The 18,262-nt window shown below is 57.6% G+C and carries 19 protein-coding genes; all 19 read right to left on the bottom strand.

Going from position 1 to position 18,262, the window contains the following annotated elements:
- Positions 1–163 precede the first annotated feature (163 nt).
- Complete coding sequence (locus tag VRC33_RS08545) at positions 164–1,399, bottom strand: beta-ketoacyl-ACP synthase (protein ID WP_338564178.1); 1,236 nt, start codon at positions 1,397–1,399, stop codon at positions 164–166.
- Positions 1,399–2,130, bottom strand: coding sequence for a 3-ketoacyl-ACP reductase FabG2 (locus VRC33_RS08540; RefSeq protein ID WP_338562804.1), 732 nt, complete (start codon positions 2,128–2,130; stop codon positions 1,399–1,401). The genes VRC33_RS08545 and VRC33_RS08540 overlap by 1 nt, the downstream gene beginning before the upstream one ends.
- Positions 2,127–2,600 (bottom strand): hotdog family protein, encoded by a 474-nt coding sequence (locus VRC33_RS08535; RefSeq protein WP_338562803.1) that lies wholly within the window; start codon positions 2,598–2,600, stop codon positions 2,127–2,129. Before VRC33_RS08535 ends, VRC33_RS08540 begins: the two co-directional genes overlap by 4 nt.
- Entirely contained in the window at positions 2,593–3,750 is a 1,158-nt protein-coding gene (locus VRC33_RS08530; RefSeq protein WP_338562801.1) for a beta-ketoacyl-[acyl-carrier-protein] synthase family protein, read from the bottom strand. The genes VRC33_RS08535 and VRC33_RS08530 overlap by 8 nt, the downstream gene beginning before the upstream one ends.
- Complete coding sequence (locus VRC33_RS08525; protein ID WP_338562800.1) at positions 3,747–4,313, bottom strand: DUF3261 domain-containing protein; 567 nt, start codon at positions 4,311–4,313, stop codon at positions 3,747–3,749. Before VRC33_RS08525 ends, VRC33_RS08530 begins: the two co-directional genes overlap by 4 nt.
- Positions 4,243–6,609: an MMPL family transporter gene (locus VRC33_RS08520; RefSeq protein ID WP_338576970.1), complete on the bottom strand. Its 2,367-nt coding sequence runs from the start codon at positions 6,607–6,609 to the stop codon at positions 4,243–4,245. Before VRC33_RS08520 ends, VRC33_RS08525 begins: the two co-directional genes overlap by 71 nt.
- Positions 6,599–7,204, bottom strand: a complete 606-nt coding sequence (locus VRC33_RS08515) for an outer membrane lipoprotein carrier protein LolA (RefSeq protein WP_338562799.1) — start codon at positions 7,202–7,204, stop codon at positions 6,599–6,601. Before VRC33_RS08515 ends, VRC33_RS08520 begins: the two co-directional genes overlap by 11 nt.
- The gene (locus tag VRC33_RS08510; RefSeq protein ID WP_338562798.1) at positions 7,201–7,623 is read right to left on the bottom strand and encodes a thioesterase family protein; all 423 of its coding nucleotides are present in this window, start codon (positions 7,621–7,623) and stop codon (positions 7,201–7,203) included. Before VRC33_RS08510 ends, VRC33_RS08515 begins: the two co-directional genes overlap by 4 nt.
- Before the next feature lie 2 nt (positions 7,624–7,625).
- Positions 7,626–9,320: a glycosyltransferase gene (locus VRC33_RS08505; RefSeq protein ID WP_338562797.1), complete on the bottom strand. Its 1,695-nt coding sequence runs from the start codon at positions 9,318–9,320 to the stop codon at positions 7,626–7,628.
- Complete coding sequence (locus tag VRC33_RS08500; RefSeq protein ID WP_338562796.1) at positions 9,314–9,661, bottom strand: hydroxymyristoyl-ACP dehydratase; 348 nt, start codon at positions 9,659–9,661, stop codon at positions 9,314–9,316. The genes VRC33_RS08505 and VRC33_RS08500 overlap by 7 nt, the downstream gene beginning before the upstream one ends.
- Complete coding sequence (locus VRC33_RS08495) at positions 9,648–11,165, bottom strand: AMP-binding protein (RefSeq protein ID WP_338562794.1); 1,518 nt, start codon at positions 11,163–11,165, stop codon at positions 9,648–9,650. Before VRC33_RS08495 ends, VRC33_RS08500 begins: the two co-directional genes overlap by 14 nt.
- A complete protein-coding gene (locus VRC33_RS08490; protein WP_338562793.1) occupies positions 11,129–11,689 on the bottom strand; it encodes a hypothetical protein in 561 nt (186 codons plus the stop codon). The genes VRC33_RS08495 and VRC33_RS08490 overlap by 37 nt, the downstream gene beginning before the upstream one ends.
- 10 nt (positions 11,690–11,699) lie before the next feature.
- Positions 11,700–11,948 (bottom strand): acyl carrier protein, encoded by a 249-nt coding sequence (locus tag VRC33_RS08485; RefSeq protein WP_338562791.1) that lies wholly within the window; start codon positions 11,946–11,948, stop codon positions 11,700–11,702.
- Positions 11,949–11,968: 20 nt separating this feature from the next.
- Positions 11,969–12,235, bottom strand: coding sequence for a phosphopantetheine-binding protein (locus VRC33_RS08480; RefSeq protein ID WP_338564175.1), 267 nt, complete (start codon positions 12,233–12,235; stop codon positions 11,969–11,971).
- A 16-nt stretch (positions 12,236–12,251) separates the two neighbouring features.
- On the bottom strand, positions 12,252–13,049 hold the full coding sequence (locus tag VRC33_RS08475) for a lysophospholipid acyltransferase family protein (RefSeq protein ID WP_338562789.1): 798 nt from the start codon (positions 13,047–13,049) through the stop codon (positions 12,252–12,254).
- Complete coding sequence (locus VRC33_RS08470) at positions 13,042–13,770, bottom strand: beta-ketoacyl synthase chain length factor (protein ID WP_338562787.1); 729 nt, start codon at positions 13,768–13,770, stop codon at positions 13,042–13,044. Before VRC33_RS08470 ends, VRC33_RS08475 begins: the two co-directional genes overlap by 8 nt.
- A 330-nt stretch (positions 13,771–14,100) precedes the next feature.
- The gene (locus VRC33_RS08465) at positions 14,101–15,471 is read right to left on the bottom strand and encodes an efflux transporter outer membrane subunit (protein WP_338562785.1); all 1,371 of its coding nucleotides are present in this window, start codon (positions 15,469–15,471) and stop codon (positions 14,101–14,103) included.
- On the bottom strand, positions 15,471–16,565 hold the full coding sequence (locus VRC33_RS08460) for an HlyD family secretion protein (protein ID WP_338562782.1): 1,095 nt from the start codon (positions 16,563–16,565) through the stop codon (positions 15,471–15,473). The genes VRC33_RS08465 and VRC33_RS08460 overlap by 1 nt, the downstream gene beginning before the upstream one ends.
- A complete protein-coding gene (locus tag VRC33_RS08455; protein WP_338562780.1) occupies positions 16,565–18,262 on the bottom strand; it encodes an MFS transporter in 1,698 nt (565 codons plus the stop codon). Before VRC33_RS08455 ends, VRC33_RS08460 begins: the two co-directional genes overlap by 1 nt.

Raw genomic sequence — 18,262 nt, 5'->3', positions numbered from 1 at the left:
TTCAGACAGTTATAGTTCAGATAGCGGACTATTAAAGAGAGGTTAAGTATGAGGGCGCGATCGGATGATGACAGAACTGAGACTGGGCTGGTAATCCCTGCGGATCCGGCAGCACCGCCTGACAGAGGTCAGCACCGACAGGGAGCTGACCTTTACGACAAATTTACGCCTGATCCTTCCAGCGACGGAATATCAACGAAGTATTGATGCCGCCAAAAGCAAAATTATTGGACTGGACGTAATCCGTGGTTATTTCGCGCGGCTGATGCATGATGTAATCCAGCTCGCCACACTCTTCAGAAGGCTCAGTCAGATTCAGCGTCGGCGCAAACCACCCTTCCCGCATCATCTCGATGCTCAGCCAGGCTTCCAGCGCCCCACAGGCTCCCAGCGTGTGACCGAAGTAACTTTTAAAGGATGAGATCGGCGTGCGCCTGCCAAAAATGGCCGCTGTGGCCTGGCTCTCCGCCACATCTCCCCGTTCCGTTGCCGTACCGTGCGCGTTGAGATAGCCAATATCTTCCGCTCTCAGCCCGGCCATTTTCAATGCGCCTTCAATACAGACCTGCATGGTCTCACGCTGGGGCTGGGTAATGTGCGCCGCATCGCAGTTAGTGTAAAACCCGACAATTTCGGCGTAGACAGTGGCACCGCGAGCCTTTGCGTGCTCCAGCTCTTCCAGCACCAGCGTGCCCGCACCTTCACCAATCACCAGCCCGTCACGCATTTTATCAAAGGGAGAAGGCGTGCTCTCTGGCGAATCGTTGCGCTGGCTGGTGGCAAACAGCGTGTCAAACACTGCGGCTTCTGACGGACACAACTCCTCTGCGCCGCCCGCCACCATCACCGTCTGATAACCATGACGGATAGCTTCCCACGCATACCCTATAGCCTGACTGCCGGAAGTGCAGGCGCTGGAGGTCGGGATTACCCTGCCCCGCAGCCCAAAGAACAGACCGGCATTCACCGCCGCCGTATGCGGCATCATCTGTACATAAGTGGTGCCGGTGATGTTATTGGTGTGCTTTTCGGTCAGCATCGTGGCGAACTCACTGACCGGCCCCGTGCTGCCGGTTGACGAGCCGTAGGCAATACCGGTTTCGCCACTGGTCAGCACCGGATTGCCCAGCAAGCCCGCCTGTTCCAGCGCCAGTTCACTGGCTCTGGTGGCCATCAGCGAGACTCTTCCCATCGAGCGGATACGCTTTCGGGTATAGTGCTCCGGCAGTGTGAAATCATCGACCGGTGCGCCCAGCAGCGTATTGAGCCCCTCGTACACCTGCCACTCCGGCATCTTACGCACCGCATTGCGGCCCGCCCTGATCCGTGCCGAAATCTCCGGCCAGCTGTTACCAAAAGCAGTGACGCCGCCCATACCGGTTACCACTACGCGGCGCATCACAGCATGCCACCGTTGATCGAAATTACCTGGCGGGTCACGTAACCGGCAATATCTGACATCAGATAGCTCGCCAGCCCCGCCACTTCTTCTGCCTGCCCCATGCGCTTCATCGGGATCATCTTCATCGCCTCTTCCACTGCCACTGGCTCCATCTGGATCATGCCGGTATCAATCAGGCCCGGGGCTATACAGTTAACGGTAATTTTGCGCTTCGCCAGCTCAATCGCCAGGGCTTTGGTCGCCCCAATGATCCCCGCTTTGGCCGCGCTGTAATTGACCTGCCCGCGATTGCCCATCAGCCCGGAAACAGAAGAAAGCGTAATGATACGCCCCCCTTTACGCAGCCCGATCATTGGCATAATGCACGGATGGATCACATTGTAAAAACTGTCCAGATTGGTATGAATAACGCTGTCCCAGTCATCTTCGCTCAGAGCCGGAAAAGCACCATCGCGCGTAATCCCGGCATTGCTGACCACGCCGTAATAGGCTCCGTGATCGGTAATGTCCTGCTCAATCAGCGTGCGACATTGCTCTCTGTTGGCAATATCAAATCCCAGACAGCGGCCATTGCCCCCCGCCTGTTGCAGTTGACTCAGGGTCTCTTCTGCCCCGGCGCGGTCGCTGTGATAATGCACAACGACGGTGAAACCTTCGGTGGCAAGGCGCAGAGCTATCGCCCTGCCAATGCCTTTACTGCCACCTGTGACCAGTACAGAACGCGTCATCCGTTATTACCCTGTTGCAAAAGTTGGTGTAGTTCATGGCGATCGGGCTGATAAGTGTTCAGCCTGCCGCTGGCATAAAGTTCGCCATCAAGGGTAATCAGCCCTTCGAAACTGCCAATTTTCTCATCGCGCATCAGCAGCGTTACCGTCACCTCAAGCGTGGCACCGGCCGGAAAAACAGCCGCCTTGCAGCGGTATCCACGGCCCCCCAGCAGCATTCCGGGTGCAGGTTTATTGTCGTGAAGCTGGCGGCCATGCCAGCCAGACCAGACACCGATAGTCTGGGCGATAATCTCAATGCCAAACCAGGCGGGAAGCGCCCCCTGCGGGTTAAGAAACGGGCTTAAGATGCCCTCTTCTATCTTAACCTGACAGCAGGCGCGCTCTTCGCTGACTGAAATCACCTTATCCACCAGCACCATTGGCGCTTCATGCGGCAGATACTCTGCCGCCGTGCTGTATTCAACCATCAGTCTTTCCTAAAATCAGGCAGGTATTGTTGCCGCCAAAGGCGAAAGAGTTACTCATCACCGCAGTACCTGTTAAAGGTTGCGGCTGCACTAACAGCCCACAATCTGCCAGCGTATCATCCTGCTCTGCCAGGGTGAAATCCTGCGGCGGCAATGAAATGGGCTGCGTCAGTAACAGCCAGCTCAGTGCCGCTTCACAGATACCGGCCGCGCCCAGCGTATGGCCGGTCAGATGTTTGGTCGAGCTGCAAGGTACGCTGTTACCAAAAATTTTGTTCACCACGTCCGCCTCAATCTGATCGTTCAGCCGGGTAGCGGTGCCATGCAGATTGATATATCCCAGCGCACCGGCAGGCAGCTGCGCCTGTTTCAGCGCCATCGTGATGGCCCGAATCGCCCCCTCGCCCTGAGGATGCGGAGCAGACATGTGCCAGGCATCTGAGGATTCTCCCGTGCCCAGCACGGCGATGGCCTGAGGCTCTTTTGTCAGCAGCATCAGCGCAGCGCCTTCACCGATAGTGATGCCGTCGCGCTGTTTGCTGAAAGGGGCGCAGCGTACCGGAGAGAGCGACTCCAGGCTGTCAAAGCCGTTGATCGGCATCCGGCTGAGGGTATCGGCACCGCCGACAATCGCCACATCGGCGAGGCCTGATTCTATCAATCGCTGCCCGCTGATTATCGCTCTGGCACTGGAAGAACAGGCGGTGGACAGAGTATAAGCCGGGCCGGTCAACGCCAGATGATAAGCCAGGAAGCGGGAAGGATCGCCAAGCTCCTGTTGAGAGTAGTGATAACCAGCAGCCTGCCCACTCACCAGCTTGTCCGATTCATCCAGTCCTGAGGTGCTGGTTCCCAACACCACAGCAACGCGCTCCCGGCCAAATTTCGCGACAGCTTCATCAACCTGAGGCTGAATCTGGCGCAGTGCGGCCAGCAGCAGCTGATTATTGCGGCTGCGGTGCGCGGCCAGTGAATCAGGGATGGCTGGCAACTCTGCGTCCACCCGTCCGGTCCAGCAGGGTTTACCGTGCAGAAGCCAGCCCTCGTCAGGCCGCATACCCGGCGCTACTCCACGGGCAAGATTTTCTGCCGTTGCTGCGAGATCCTTGCCCAGGGCGCTGAGCATACCAACCGCCGAAATGTAGATCATTGTGAGTCCAGATGTTGAATAAGTATCTGATAACCGAAAGCAAACTGCTGAATGCTGACCGGCTCACGTTGCGATCCGCGTTGCATATAGCGGATCTCAGCGATTAGCTGGCCTTTATTGTCGCGCAGCTGACGGCGATCGCCGCTCTCTTTTAACGTCCAGCCCGCGGGTAAATGCCCCTGCCATGCCGCAACCGGCCAGTGGCTGAGCATAATATCAGCCAGTACCTGGCTCGCCGGAGGCATTTCCGGCAGCACAATAGATTGCTCAGTATGGATGCCGGACTGATTGTAGGTCACTCTGAACAACCGGATCCCCAGCGACGACAGCCCGGCCAGCGTCAGTTGTTGATCATCAGCGCTTAACAGCACCAGCAGTGACTGCTTTTTACCTTTAAAGGTGCCGGTCAGTAACTGCTGCTGATTGAAGGCAGGATCGATGCCTGGTGCAGGCAACGTCACCTTCACGCCGGGCTTCAGCCAGGCCTCAGGCTTAGCCCTGTCGGGTTTGCTGGCACACCCGGCCAGCAGCAGAGCCAGTAAGGCCGCAACAATCACTCTCATCTTTTTTCCTTTTGGGCGGCATGGCCAGCGGTGCCAGCAGAAAAGCGGTAAATATGCCGCTGCACAGCACAATACCGAAGCTGGCAATAGCCTGTGTACTGCTGAATACCAGCATCCCGAGCGTCAGTAAGGTCGTGGCCATCGCCAGCGTGACCGCCAGTAAAGAGGTTATCGGCGTGCCACGGGGATTACTGAAGAACAACGTGTAATTAATGCCGATCCCCAGCACCAGCACCAGCGCCAGCAGAGAAAACAGGTTCAGCGAATGCCCGGAGAGGGCCAGGGCTGACAGCCCGCCTCCCAGAGAGAGAACGGAGGGGAGTACGCTGACTGCCCCCCGGCGCATGCCAAGCCGTACCATATAGCTCAGCGCAATTGCCACCAGCGCGGCGGCCAGCAGCCAGCCCAGCAGCGTCCGGTAGAAGGCAAACAGCTGGTCAAAAGTGGACTTACGGTCAATCCAGCTCACGCCCGGCAGTTTTTCCGCCACGCCGGCTAAAGCGGCGCTGTTACTCACCCCTTCTACCGGCACCAGCACACCGCTGCGGCCAGCCGAAACGGAGAGCCACAACAGACGCCAGCCCTCGCTGTTCGGGCTGGACAGCCACTGCTGTGGCGTCAACGTCATGGCAGACAAATCCGGATCGGCCACCTGAACGCCCGCCTCTTTTAACGCCTTCATCACCCCTGGTGCTGCACTCTGCAACAGCTTATGGTCACGCTGCTGTTGTGCCTGCGAAGCCAGCGGCAGCAGGCGATAATTTTTCAGCCAGTGATCATCTTTAGCCTTCGCCAGCTCAGGTGCCAGGGCTTCGAGGCGCTGCAACGTCTGCTCTGGGGTCGTGCCGTAAACCACCATCCAGGTCTGATCGGCACCCTGGCCGGTGAGGGCGGCAATCTGCTTTTCCTGGGCCAGCAAAGCGGGCGGCAGGGTCTGTAACTGCGAAATATCATCATCGACGTGCAGTTTTGCCAGGCCCGCGAGAGAGATTATTGCCACCAGCAGCGGCACACCGAAGCGAACTGCAGGGTTTCGCCGCCAGCCACCCAGCCAGCGCGCCATCAGAGGCATCAAGGGCACTGGCCGGACAGGCAGGCCTTTCACCAGCAGCGGATACCAGCAGATCACCGTCAGGCAGGAAGCCGTCAATCCCACAGCGGCAAATACCGCCAGCTGGCGGATGCCGGGGAACGGTGCCAGCACCATAATCAGCCAGGCAATTGCCGTGGTGCCAAGCGCCAGCAACAGCGCCCGAATCACTTTTTGCAGGCTTTGTGCAGGCGTGGCTTCCGCGCCATGCACCATCCGTTCGGTGAGATAATAGAGCGTATAGTCGGCAGAGATGCCGACAATGCTCAGGCTCATCACCAGCGTCATCAGGTGCAGTTCACCGAACACCAGCAGCGTGACGGTAATCCCAGCCAGCGCGCCAACGCCTACAGAAAGCGCGCACAGCACCAGTGGACGGGGGGAGCGGAATACGGAGAACACCAGCAGCAGCACACCGATAACAGTCGCCACCCCCAGCGTGGAGACATCATGTTTCGCCTGCTGGCTGGCAAAATCGCTGAAATACACCGTGCCGCGGGACAACAGTTGCGCGTCGGGATACCTGGCATGTAATTCAGCCTTCAGTTCAGCAAGCTGCGCCACCACCGCATGGCTTTGCTGCATATCAAATGAGTTGCCCTTAAGCTCAGCATGCAGGAAGTACCAGACCCTGCCCTGCGGATCGGTAGTGGTCAGCCAGCCCTGGCTGAGTCCCAGCCGCCCGCTGTTTTGCTGCATCGCCAGTTGCGCACCCCGCACCAGCAGTAACGGATCGTGCGTTAACTCCTGACCGCTGACGCCAGCGAAAGCAGAATAGAGCTGCCCCAACACCCATTCCCCCTGAGCCTGCCCTCCCTGCTGTAACCGGGCACGGGTCGCGGGATCGATCGTCGCGTTGCGGTGCTGCCAGGCAAATTTCCCCCAAGCCTGCTGACGATCGGCAGCCATTGGCCCCTGCACCGAGTGCAGCGAGGGCATGGCCTGCAACTGCTGAAGCAGCCAGTTCGCCACTTGCGGATCGGGCCGATCGCCTGCACTGACCAGCCAGACCAGTTGACGATCGAGCCGCTGCATAAAGCCCTGTTGCAGATCGGCAGGAATATCGCCCATGGTCTGCTCCGGCAGTAAAGCCAGCACGCTGCTGTTGAGGGTCGCTCTGGGCAGTAAGGCCACCAGTGCCGCAATCAGCAGCAAACAGACAGCCAGCCAGCCGAGCGCCAGGCGCTTAGGTGCATCAGAAAACAAAACGTTGCTGCTCTTCGTCAGTCAGGCGGGCAGGTGTGAGGCGCTGATTGCTCAGGGTGATATCGGTAGTGTCACCCTGACGATCGTTGAGCTGTATGGCATCCAGATAGTCAGCGCCCTGAAGGGTGATGGTGTTGAACAGCTTATCCAGCGGCGAGGTTTTCGGCGTCAGGATCAGCTGCCATTTCTGCTGGCCCAGATCCTGGAAATCCAGGGTGAAATTTTGCTCAAGCACTTTCCTGTCCGCCTGGAACAGGGCGCGCAACAGATGGTTGAACTGGAACATCTGCGGGTTAGTCTCTGCGGTAACGATTTGCGGCGCCTGGCCGTTCATCACCTGCACCATCCGTTTATCATCCAGCACCAGCGTCAGCGGAAAGGGTTTCGCCTGATGCCACCACAGCCCTTTATCCCGGGCAATCAGCAGCTCACCGCTGGATTTCAGCGGTTGCGGCATACCTTTAATCTGCCGGAGCTGGGTGAAATCAGCGCGCACAACCGGCTGGCTGGCAAAGCGCTGCTGCAACGCCTCCAGCGTCACCGCCTGAGTGGCGGCGCTGAACAGCATCAATCCGGCGAGCAGGAATTTGATCATGGTTGCACTCCCAGGCGTTCAAATAAAACGGGCGGTGAGACGAAACTCAGCTCCTGACTGCCCTCTTCCACCGCGACCTGAATGGTGTAACCGGTAGTGAGACGCTTGCCGCTGAGGGTATCGAAAATCTGATAGCCAATCCGCAGGCGGTTTTCCACCTCTTCTAAAGTGGCGCGCACGCGAACAGTTTGCTCAAAAGTCAGCGCTCCACGGTATTTCACCCGCGTATCAACCACCGGCCACAGATAGCCAGAGGCTTTCATCTCACGGTAGCCGTAGTTGAATTTGCCCAGCAGCTTTTCCCGCGCGACTTCAAAATAGCGGAAATAGTTACCGTGCCAGACAACGCCCATGGCATCCACATCATGAAATGGAATGGTCAGCTCAACTTCAACAGAAAAACGGGGATCGTTCAGCACTGTTATTCCTCTTTCTCTTGAGTGTGCGGGGATTCCGGCAACTGCCAGAAATCAAAAAAGTTAAACCAGTCCAGCGGCGCAAGCAGCGCATGGTGCTCCAGCCTCGCGGCATAGCGATCAACAGCTTGCTGTAAAGCCTGCTGGCGGGTTGGACGCGGCAACAGCAGCGGATCGGCAAAGGGTTCACAGTGCACGCGCAGCATGCTGTTTTCGCGCAGGGCAAACATCAGCAGTACCGGGCAACGTAACGCCGCGGCCAGCACAAACGGCCCCTGAGGGAAAGGCGCAGGCTTACCCAGGAAACGACTCCAGATGACCCTTCTTACGCCACCGCGCTGCCGGTTTACCGCGGTGCGATCGCCAACGATGGCGATCCATTCACCGGCATCCAGCTTCTGTTGCAGCAGGATGGCGGTGTCCGGCCCGATCTCCGTCACCGGGATCAGATGCTGGCTGGCCTGCGGGGCAATCTCTTCCATCACCTGACGAAAACGTTGGGCATTATCGGTAAACACCAGCGCGTTGATCACCAGGCCACTCACCTGCTGAGCCAGGGCACGGCAGGCTTCGATATCGCCCAGATGCGAAGCCAGAATCAGCTTGCCGCCCGGTTTACCCTCAGCTATAGCCTGTTCAGCCCCCGGTGCGAAGTCGATCTCTTTCCCCCAGCGCAGATCGCCGCGCCAGCTGGCCGGTTTATCCAGCATCGATTCGCCGAAGCGCAGAAAGTGCCTGAAGCTGTTCAGCTTACCTGGCAGAGCAATACTATGCTCGCTGGCATAATCGCTGATGGTCTTTAACCACTGACGCGAAGCCTCGCGCTGCGCCCCACCACTTAACCAGTAGAAGCCCGTGACCGGCCAAAGCAGCAGCGTGAACAGGCCGCGGCCAAAAGTACGGTAAACCCATAGCATGAATTTCAGTCCGGCCAGGCCTTTACGCTCCTGAACGCCTGCCCAGTGCCGATCCCGCCGCTTTTTCAGCAGCGAAGGGATTCGGGGCAGCATGCCGAAGAACAGACGGGTGTGCATCCAGGAAATCCGCAGGTTGTCATGCAGCGCATCGAAATGAGAGAGGCCATCCAGTGGATAGGTGACGCGGGTGGGAATAAAACGGCTGGGCGTCCCCCGCCAGTAGAGGCGGACCATGATCTCAGTATCAAAATCCATGCGCTGCCCAATGGGGTGCCTCAGCGCCTGCACTGGTGCCAGCGGGTAGACCCTGAAGCCACACATGCTGTCTTTGATCGACAGAGAAAGGGTTTCTATCCAGACCCAGAAATGGGTGATATAGCGGCCATACAGACGTGATTTAGGGATCGAGTCATCATACAAAGGCTGGCCCGATATCAGGCATTCCGGATGAAGACGGGCCTCGGCCAGCAGTTTCGGGCTGTCCTCAATCTGATGCTGTCCATCGGCATCTACCTGCAGGGCATGGCTGAATCCGGCGGCAGTGGCGGCCTGTAATCCACGCATCACGGCGGCACCTTTGCCCTGATTTTCAGACAGGCGGATCAGGGTAATCTGCTCCGTCAGTAAGGGAGCAAGCTGAGCACGGGTGATTTCATCGCTGCCATCGTCGACGATAATAACCGGTAGACCCAAAGGCGACAGGCGTGACAGCACGGAAGCCATCATTGCCCCGTGGTTGTAACAGGGGATCACCACGCAGGGTTTGAACTCTGCGGTCAGCACAGGGAAATTTTCCCGCTGCTGGCGCGCAGTGCCTGCTCACCGTTCAATATTTCGTAATCGAACACCAGCCGGTTTTTCTCCGCCTGCCAGTTCAGCGTCAGGCGCAGGGTGTTACCCGGCAGAATGGGCTGCTGAAATTTGATGTTTTCGATAGCGGAGAAGTGTTTGCCGGGGGCCAGCAGCTCCACACCATAGTGCATCACCCAGTCCGTCTGGGCGACGCCGGGCAGGATCGGCTGGCCGGGAAAGTGGCCACGGAACCAGAACAGGTCGGGCTCCACTCGCAGTATCAGCACGGCGCTGTCAGCGAGTTGCTGGCAGGAAATTTCAACGGGCAGCATAAAATAACTCCTGAATTTGGGGCCATGCGCGCTTACTCTGGCTGTTATGCGGGATCGCTTTGACAATCCGCCAGTAACGGGGCATCGCGACCGGCTCCAGCCAGCGGTGCAGTTCGTGACGCCACTGGCGTTTCAATTCCGCCAGCGCTTTTTCACCATAGTCGGCATCCAGCACCAGCACCACGCCAATCCCACTGCGCTCAGGGCGGCTTACCGACAGCGCGACGGCATCAGTGACCTGCGGCAAGGCCAGTAACCGGCGCTCGATTTCACTGAGTGACACACGTTTGTCTTCGATTTTCACTATGCGATCGTAACGGCCACACAGACGGAATTTTCCCGCGTTAAATTCGAGCTTATCATCCAGCCGCAACCCCTGTTCTTCCGGGATCAGCGGGGATCGTGCCCACCAGCGCTGCTGTTGATCCTGGCTTAAGATCACCCGGCTGAACGGCTGCCACAGCTCGCTTTCACAGGTGCGGGTTCGGGTTGCCAGCACCCCCGTTTCGGTACTGCCATAAATTTCATCAACCGGCTGCTGAAGCCACTCCCGGACCTGTCGGGCAGCAGACCCTGTCAGTTCGCCACCGGCGGAGACAATAAAGCGGCAGTCCGGTGCGGCAAGGGAGCGATCGAGCCGGCGTAAAAATGCCGGACTGCTGATCAGCGCCAGACGCAGGCTGGCATCCTGAGCCGAAAGCTGTTCGCTGTAGAATACCTGGCGACTGTCAAAAACCAGCCCAAGCGCCAGCGGCAGGATGATTCGGAAAGTTAAGCCATAGAGATGCTGATGAGTGACCGAGGCGATAACCGTACAGCCTTGCAGGCGCTGGCCCCAGCGTTCGGCCAGCCAGCGAGCCTCTTCATCCAGGCAACTTACGGGTTTGACGATCTGGCGCGGCGCGCCAGTAGAGCCGGAAGTAAAGAGAACGATAAAGGCGTGGGGACTTATAGCAGGCAACGACGGTAACCGCGCCGGGCGGGAATCAGCCTGAGTTGAAGATACCTTACCGATATCGCCAGCAAGCTCAGCCTCACCTGTAGGGTTAACGTCAGCAACGTCAGAGAATGTTGCGCATGCTAAAGCGTCAGCACCAGCGTCATCAGCAAGTCCAGCCTCCGGCCCGGCGGCAGTCAGCGTGATAATGTGACAGTCTAAAGTTAACGCGATATCGGTCAGCACAGCGTCAAATTCGCTGCTCTGTTCCTGGAGCAGTGACTCCCGACAGTGGCCCGGGATCACGGGGATTTTCCCCGCGTGCAGCGTTGCCATCAGCGCGACGCTGAACAGATAACTCTCTTCAAAACAGAGCGCCCATCGCTGCTGAGAGTGCGAAAGCAGACGTTGGCCCAGCGAAACAATGTCCCGCTGCCATTGCTGGCGGGTAAACAGTTGTTCTCCCCGACGGGCCACAATGCCCTGGGCATCGCAGGTCAGCCATTGCCCCACAGGCCTGGCCTGCGTGCTCATCCCTGTTTTCTCATGCGCTGGCGCAACAGCCATTCCCCTGCCATCAGCAGCCCCATCAACAGATAACTGACCAGCCCGTTCCACACTGTCCACCAGAAAAGATTGTTCATCAGGCAGGTAGCCAGGGCGATGCTGCCATTAAATATAAAAAACAGGCACCAGACCTGAGTCACCTGCCGGGTCCACCGGATGGCTTTGGGCGGCAATTCTGGCTCACGCAGCCGGGCCAGACGCTCTACCAGCGGCATTCTGCTGAACAGCGAACTGCCAAACAGCGCCAGCATCAGCCCATTCACCATCACCGGATACCAGAGCAGCAAATGTTGCTCACGCAGAAACAGGCTGCTGAGACTCAGCCCTGCCCCGGCCAGCGCCAGCCATTTCCCTACCAGCGGTAACGCACCCCGTTGTCCACGCAGGGCGAGCCAGCGCAGGAGAAACAGGGCCGCTGCCACCGGCAGTAACCACCGCCATTCAGGGTGCGTCAGCGAGAGCCAGACCATAAAAGGCCAGATCGCCATCATCAGCCCACTGATGACCTGTAACAGCCTGTGCATAACGGCGGCGTTACGCTTCGCGGATCAGTTGATCAACAGCGTCGACCACATCCTGCACGGTACGCACAGCTTTAAACATTTCCGGCTTAATTTTTCGTCCGATGCGTTTTTGCAGGTGAACCACCATGTCCACAGCGTCAATACTGTCCAGTTCCAGATCTTCATACAGCCTTGATTCAGGCTTGATCTCATCCGCATCAAGTTCAAAAAGTTTTACCAGCAGGCCGGTAACTTCCTGATAAATTTCATTCTTTTGCATAAATAACTCGCGATGTTTGGTCAGGCACCCAGCTTGCGCTGAGTCAGGATGAAAGCCGCCAGCGTGGAGACGGAGTAAAAATGCTGTCGCATCTCTTCGCTTTCCGCAGAGAGCACCACGCCATAGCGATTTTTCACCGCCAGCCCCAGCTCCAGCGCATCAATAGAGTCCAGCCCCAGGCCGTCACCGAACAACGGGGCTTCACTCTCTATCTCTTCCGCGGCAATCTCTTCCAGATTGAGGGTGTCGATAATCATCTGTTTTATTTCAAGCGCCAGCTGTTCCATACCTGTTTCCGAATAATTATTCATGTTCTGGGGTTAATGCCTGTTGTAAAAATTGGGTCAAATGACGGGCTGCCAGCGGCTGCGCATCTTCGTTCCCTGCCATAAATTGTTGACTCTCGATCCGCTCGCCTACGGTGACGGTAAACCGGGGTTTTTCGGGCGGCACCTGATACCAGCGGCTCTGTTTATCCAGCATACGCTGGCTGCAACGGATGTGCACAATACGCAAATCACAGCCACAGCGCACGGCAATATTTGCCGCGCCGCGCTGGAGCTTTAGCGGCTCGCCGTAGCGGGTACGGGTTCCTTCCGGAAAGATCATGATTGCCTCCCCGTTATCCAGCCGCTGCTGGCAGTCGGGCAACAGCGTCTCTGACTGGCTGTTCACCAGATATTCCGCCGCACGGATCACCCCGCTGATAAAAGGATTACGCTGCAATCCGGCCTTTACCAGACAGTCCACATCCGGCATCACCGAGGCCAGCATCACGTAGTCGATCAGGGAAGGATGATTTGCGACGATCAGGCAGCGACGATCGCGGCGCAGTAATTCGGCCCCGTCAATACGGTAATCCAGCACGCCAAGAAAGGTCATGGTTCGCATAAAAAAGCGGAAGCTGAACGAGATGCTGCGGCGAGCCAGCCTGCGGCGGCGCAGGGGATCGCGCTGAACCAGCAGCAGCAAATTAAACCACACCACCGACAGCGCTAATCCTCCCAGGCCAAACAATGCAAAGCAGACGCCGGTCATTATGATGCGCCAGAGCCTGTTCAGCATGGCACGCACCGCCCGGTAACCTTCAGCGTCACGCATAACGGCACTGCCACTGCCAGTCTAGCCGGTCGCCTCTGAGCATAAAAGCAGGGGTTTGCGCCAGGTAAGCATGTAAAAACTGCAGGCTTTGCGGTAATTCACCCGCTTCTTTATTGGCCGCTGGCTGCGAAACGCACTGGCACTTCTCGCCTGCGGCCAGCAACAGACCCACGGCCCAGGGGCAATGAAGAAGCTCAGAAGGCAGATAAGGATGATAAAAGTCCGGGATTGCGCCGTCGAAATCCACCAGCAATACCTGCTGATAGCCCGCAGAATGCAGTGCGGTGACCTCAACCAGACCCTGCTGAAAAGTGTCGACGCCAGCGGCCAGCGAGGTAGTGACCAGCGGTGCCGAAGCGGCAATCGTCAGGCTTCCCACCGCAGCATTGTGGACTGACATCGCAAAATCCGTCGGCGAAAGGCTCTCCTGCCGGGCCAGTGAAGTCAGAATACGCAGATTTCGCTCAAGCTCACCGTGGCGGCTGGTAAACACTATGGCATCCACGCGCTGGCGGTTCAGCAGGGCCAGACCACTTTCCACGGCAGCACGGCTTCCACCCGTCAGGCGTCGGGCCGTCATCATCGGCAGAAAATGCGTTTTGGCCATCGGTTGGGAAGCGTCAATCTGCGCAGAACGGCTTGCCCACTGTTGCCAGTCAGCCTGCTCATTCAGTCCGGGGGCGCTGGCCTGCCAGTCGAGGAGTGTAAAAGCTAATTTCATACGTAAAATCTTCTTAAAGCATTTTTACAGCCTGGCTGGATCGGTGCATTAAAGCATAGCGCCTGCCTGAGCGACTTAGCACCAGGATTTACCCGCATTTGCTGGTGCAGCCCGGTGGAGTCTGGCAAAGAGGCATAAAGAGGTTGTCGGCAGACAACCCGCTAATCTTTAGATGTTTTTGCATTTTTTTAAGTAACAGAAACCGGATACTTAATCAGCATGCAAAGAAGCCAGGCCATCAGACTTTGCTGGCAAGGCTGGCGTTCCAGCAAAATAATGGGCCGCATAGTAGCACTCGTTGCTAAAAATCCGAAGCCCATTAAGCAGCCGTTATGGCTTCCAGCCCCCTCCCAACGCCCGGTAAAGGTCGATTTGCGCCAGCAGAAGATTATTCTTCACCTGTACAACGTTCAGCTGCGTGCTGAAAAGCGTACGCTGGGCATCCAGCTCATCCAGAAAGGAAGCATAACCATTCTGGTAACGGTTACGGGAAATACGCAGCGCTTCCTGCACCACCCGCTCCTGCTTCTGCAACTCGGTGAGCTGCTGCTTATAGCGTTCAATTGCATCAAGATCGTTATTCACTTCACTGAACGCGTTACGCACCACTTTCTCATAGCTGTATAAGGCCTGATTGCGCGCAGCCATGGAGACATCGACCTGTGCGGTCAGCGCTTCCCTGTTCAGTAAAGGCGCCAGCACGCTTCCCCCCACGCTCCACAAGCGGAAAGGATTCTCCAGTAGCTGGTGCAGTGCTGAACTTTGCAGCGTACCGGTCGCGGTGAGATTCAGTGATGGCAATAATCTGGCGCGTGAAGTCTGCAAAGAATCATCTGCTGCCAGTAGCAGACGCTCTGCCTGAACGATGTCCGGTCTGCGTTGCAGGAGTTCAGAAGGCAACACAGACGGCAGGCTTTGTGGCGAAACGGGCTGGCTTTGTCGGGCAATTTCCCTTGGGTTCATGCCGACCAGGATGCTCAGGGCATTTTCCTGTTGGGCAATCTGATGCTGCAGTACCGGGATCTGCGCCTTCGCCGTCTGATACTCCGATTCGGACTGAACCCACTCCAGCTTCGAGCTGTAGCCCGTTTCATACTGCCTTTGCGCCAGCTTCAGCGAGTTCTCGCGGGAGGAAAGTGTGGCTTCAGTGACCTTTAACTGCTCATCAAGAGAGACCAGCGTCATGTAGCCGGAGGCCACTGAACTGGCCACCGTGAGTTCTGCGGCGGTAGCGGCGGCCTGCTGCGCGGCCAGCGTGGCTTTAGCCGCATCAATACTGCTGCTGCGCGCGCCCCACAGATCCACCTCATAGTTGGCCTGCAGTAATCCCTGGAAAACCGCGGACTCATAAGGCTGCCCGGTGACTGAGGAGAGAGCACGGGCATGAGAAGCCGCTACGCCAGCATCCAGCGTGGGGAAATTATCACCCATCGCGCCCCTTAATTCGGCACGATACTGATCGACGCGTGAGCGGGCAGTCAGAATATCAAGGTTATTACGCAGCGCCTGATCAACCAGCCGGTTGAGGCTGGCATCGCCAAAGGCGTGCCACCACGCCTGCTCCACTGCCGAGGCTGGCCCTACCTGATTACGCCATTGCTGAGGGATGGGCAGCGAACCGGGGGCTTTATCCACTTCCGTTGCGCAGCCGGTAAGCACGGCAGCAATTGTTACCGCCAGAAGCGAGGCAGACCAGCGCATTATTGCTTCTCCCCGGCTTCGCCAGCGCTGGAGGTATCAATATTCACCTCTACCGACATGCCGGGACGCAGCAGGCCACTATTCGCGCTGGTGATTTTGATGCGCACAGGAATACGCTGAGCAATCTTCACAAAGTTACCGGTGGCATTGTCGGGCGAGATGGCGCTGAATTCGGAACCGGCAGCGGGTGAAATATATTCCACCTCTCCCTCGAAGTGTTGCCCGTCCAGCGCATCCACTCTGAACCGCACCGGCAGGCCAGGCTTAACCCGTGCCATCTGCGTCTCTTTCATGTTAGCCACCACCCAGAGCTGTTTGGGTACTACCGAGGTCAGACGCGTACCTGCGGTAACGTAAGCGCCCTGACGCACGGCAATCTGGCCCAGCTGGCCGTCCCGCGGTGCAATAATTCTGGTGTTATCCAGGTCGATTTGCGCCAGCTCAAGGGCGGCCTCCGCGCTGGCCACATCGGCTTCCAGGGACGCACGATTCACCACCACGGTTTGCAGATCCTGACGGGAGACATCCAGCGTGGCTTTGGCCTGTTGCACATCGGCAACGGTCTGGCTGTGGCTGGCGCGGGAGGCATCCCCCTCACGGATTGACAGAGATCCATCGGAAACGAGATTTTCCACACGTTTCAGGTCCAGATTGCTTTTAACCGCCTGGGCTTTGGCATTTTCCAGCGCGGCCTGGTTGCGCTCAATGACCGCCTGAGCGCTGCGCCGCTGCTGGATATTGTTTGCCAGCGCGGCCTTTTTCATCTCCAGCTGCGCCTGGGCCTGGTGCACCTTCTGCTTATAAATACGGTCGTCGATGGTCATCATCACGTCCCCCTGATGAACGGGCTGATAGTCCAGCACCTCCACCGAGGTGAGATAGCCGCTGACCTGCGGGCTGATAAAGGTTACCTGTCCGCGCACATAGGCGTTTTCGGTGGACTGAATCTGGCTGGTAAACGGGGGAAGCTGCCAGGCATAGAGGATCACCAGCACGCCCACTAAGGCGATTCCAGCGCCAAAGGCGATCGATAAAATGCGCAGTTTGTTGGTTCTTTCACGTTCAGAAATCTGGCTCTGTTCCTGCTGACTCATTATTGCCCCGTGCTAATCGAAGAGGTGGGTTGTTGCATGGCCCGCTGTTCAGCTTCTGCGTCCCGCTTTGCCTGGAGCCAGTTGAGATAACGCAGGCGGGAGAGCCGCCACAGCACCCAGACCAGGGTGATAAAGGCCATGCCCGCCGTAAGAAGATAGGTGTCGTTATAGGCCAGTACGTTGGCCTGCAGTGTGGCTACAGTTTGTAACTGCACCGTGCCCTCTGCACTGCGCAATGCGGTGTCACCAATAAAGCTGTTAAAAAGGTTAGTGTACTGCGTGAGCCTCTCCGTGACGTTGGGATCGAGATAGGAGAGCCGATCGCCCAGCAGGCTGGAGTGATATTTTTCACGCCAGGTCTGGAACGTCCCCAGCAGCGCAGAGCCCATCAGCCCACCGATGTTCTGGCTCATGCCAAACAGAACCACCAGACTGACCAGATTTTTCGGTTGGGTCACCACGCTACCAATGTTCAGCAACAGCGCCGGAGCAATAAAGAAGGTGCTGCTGAAGCCCAGTAAGAACTGACTGAAATACATATTATTGGCGCGGGTCAGCGGGCTGGACTGCGCATCCATCAACGAGGCCACTATGATCAGAATCAGCGACATCACTATTGGCCAGCTCAGATGTTTGACGTTAATGGTCAGCGCGCTGACGATAATGCCGGAGACCACGCCCGCGAGAATGGCCAGCGCGAGATGTTGCATCTGATCGTTGAGCAGACCGACCTGTTGCAGATAGCCAATTGCGCCGGTGTTTTGTTCTGCCAGCGTCACCCGCAGCATGATCATAACAATCCCAAGGCGGAAAATGGCCCCGGTTCGCAGCCAGCGCGTATTGATCAGCGGATTGCTGCGGTTATGTTCAAGCACCACGGCGGCGACCACCAGCACCAGCCCCAGCGCGAGACAGATCCCCAGCCAGGGCGTACTCGTCCACCATTCAATGCGTCCCAGCGACAGCACGCCACAAAACAGCGCCATACCCGGCGCCATCAGCAGGAAGGTCAGAAAATCCTTTTTCTCAAAGACTTTAATACGGTCGCCAGGCGGGAGTTTCAGCACCAGCACCGCGCCGAGGCAGACCAACGCCAGCCCCAGTTCGAAAAGGTAAAGGCCCCGCCACTCATCCAGCTGGAGAAGTTCGGTGGAAAACAGCCTGGCAAGCGGGATGGCCAGCTGGGAAGCGCCTAACCCGATAGTCAGCGCTTTCAGTCGGTGTTTCGCCGGCCAGGCCTGCACCTGATAATAAATCCCCAGCGAACTTAATGCCGCGCCCACCATACCGTGTGCTGTACGGACAATAATTGCCGAACTGAGATCGTTCACCAGCAGGTGGAAAAAGGAGACCAGCACATAGAGCACCAGAAAGGCCTCGGTAAAAGCCCGCAGGCCGAACTGCTGGCGGAATTTCACCAGCAGCAGGTTGATCGAGATATTTCCCATCACATACACCGCAGGCAGCCAGGCAATTTCATTGCTGTAGGCGCCAAATACGCCCTGCAGATTAGTGAGATTCGCCGTGACCAGCGCATTGCTCAGCGCGCCGGTGATCGAGATCAGCAGGCCGATGATGCCAAAAGCGATGCGCTTAGGGGTGGGATGCAGCGGCGTGGAAGGGGAACCCGGCAGCATCGGCTTTTCGCCTGGTGCCCATTCGCGTGGGGCGAAAGGATCCGGTCGGGTGCCGCGCAT

It is taken from the genome of Erwinia sp. E_sp_B01_1 (assembly GCF_036865545.1).
Taxonomy (GTDB): domain Bacteria; phylum Pseudomonadota; class Gammaproteobacteria; order Enterobacterales; family Enterobacteriaceae; genus Erwinia.
Note: the sequence above shows the minus strand (reverse complement) of the source record. Positions and strands in the feature narration are given on the sequence as shown.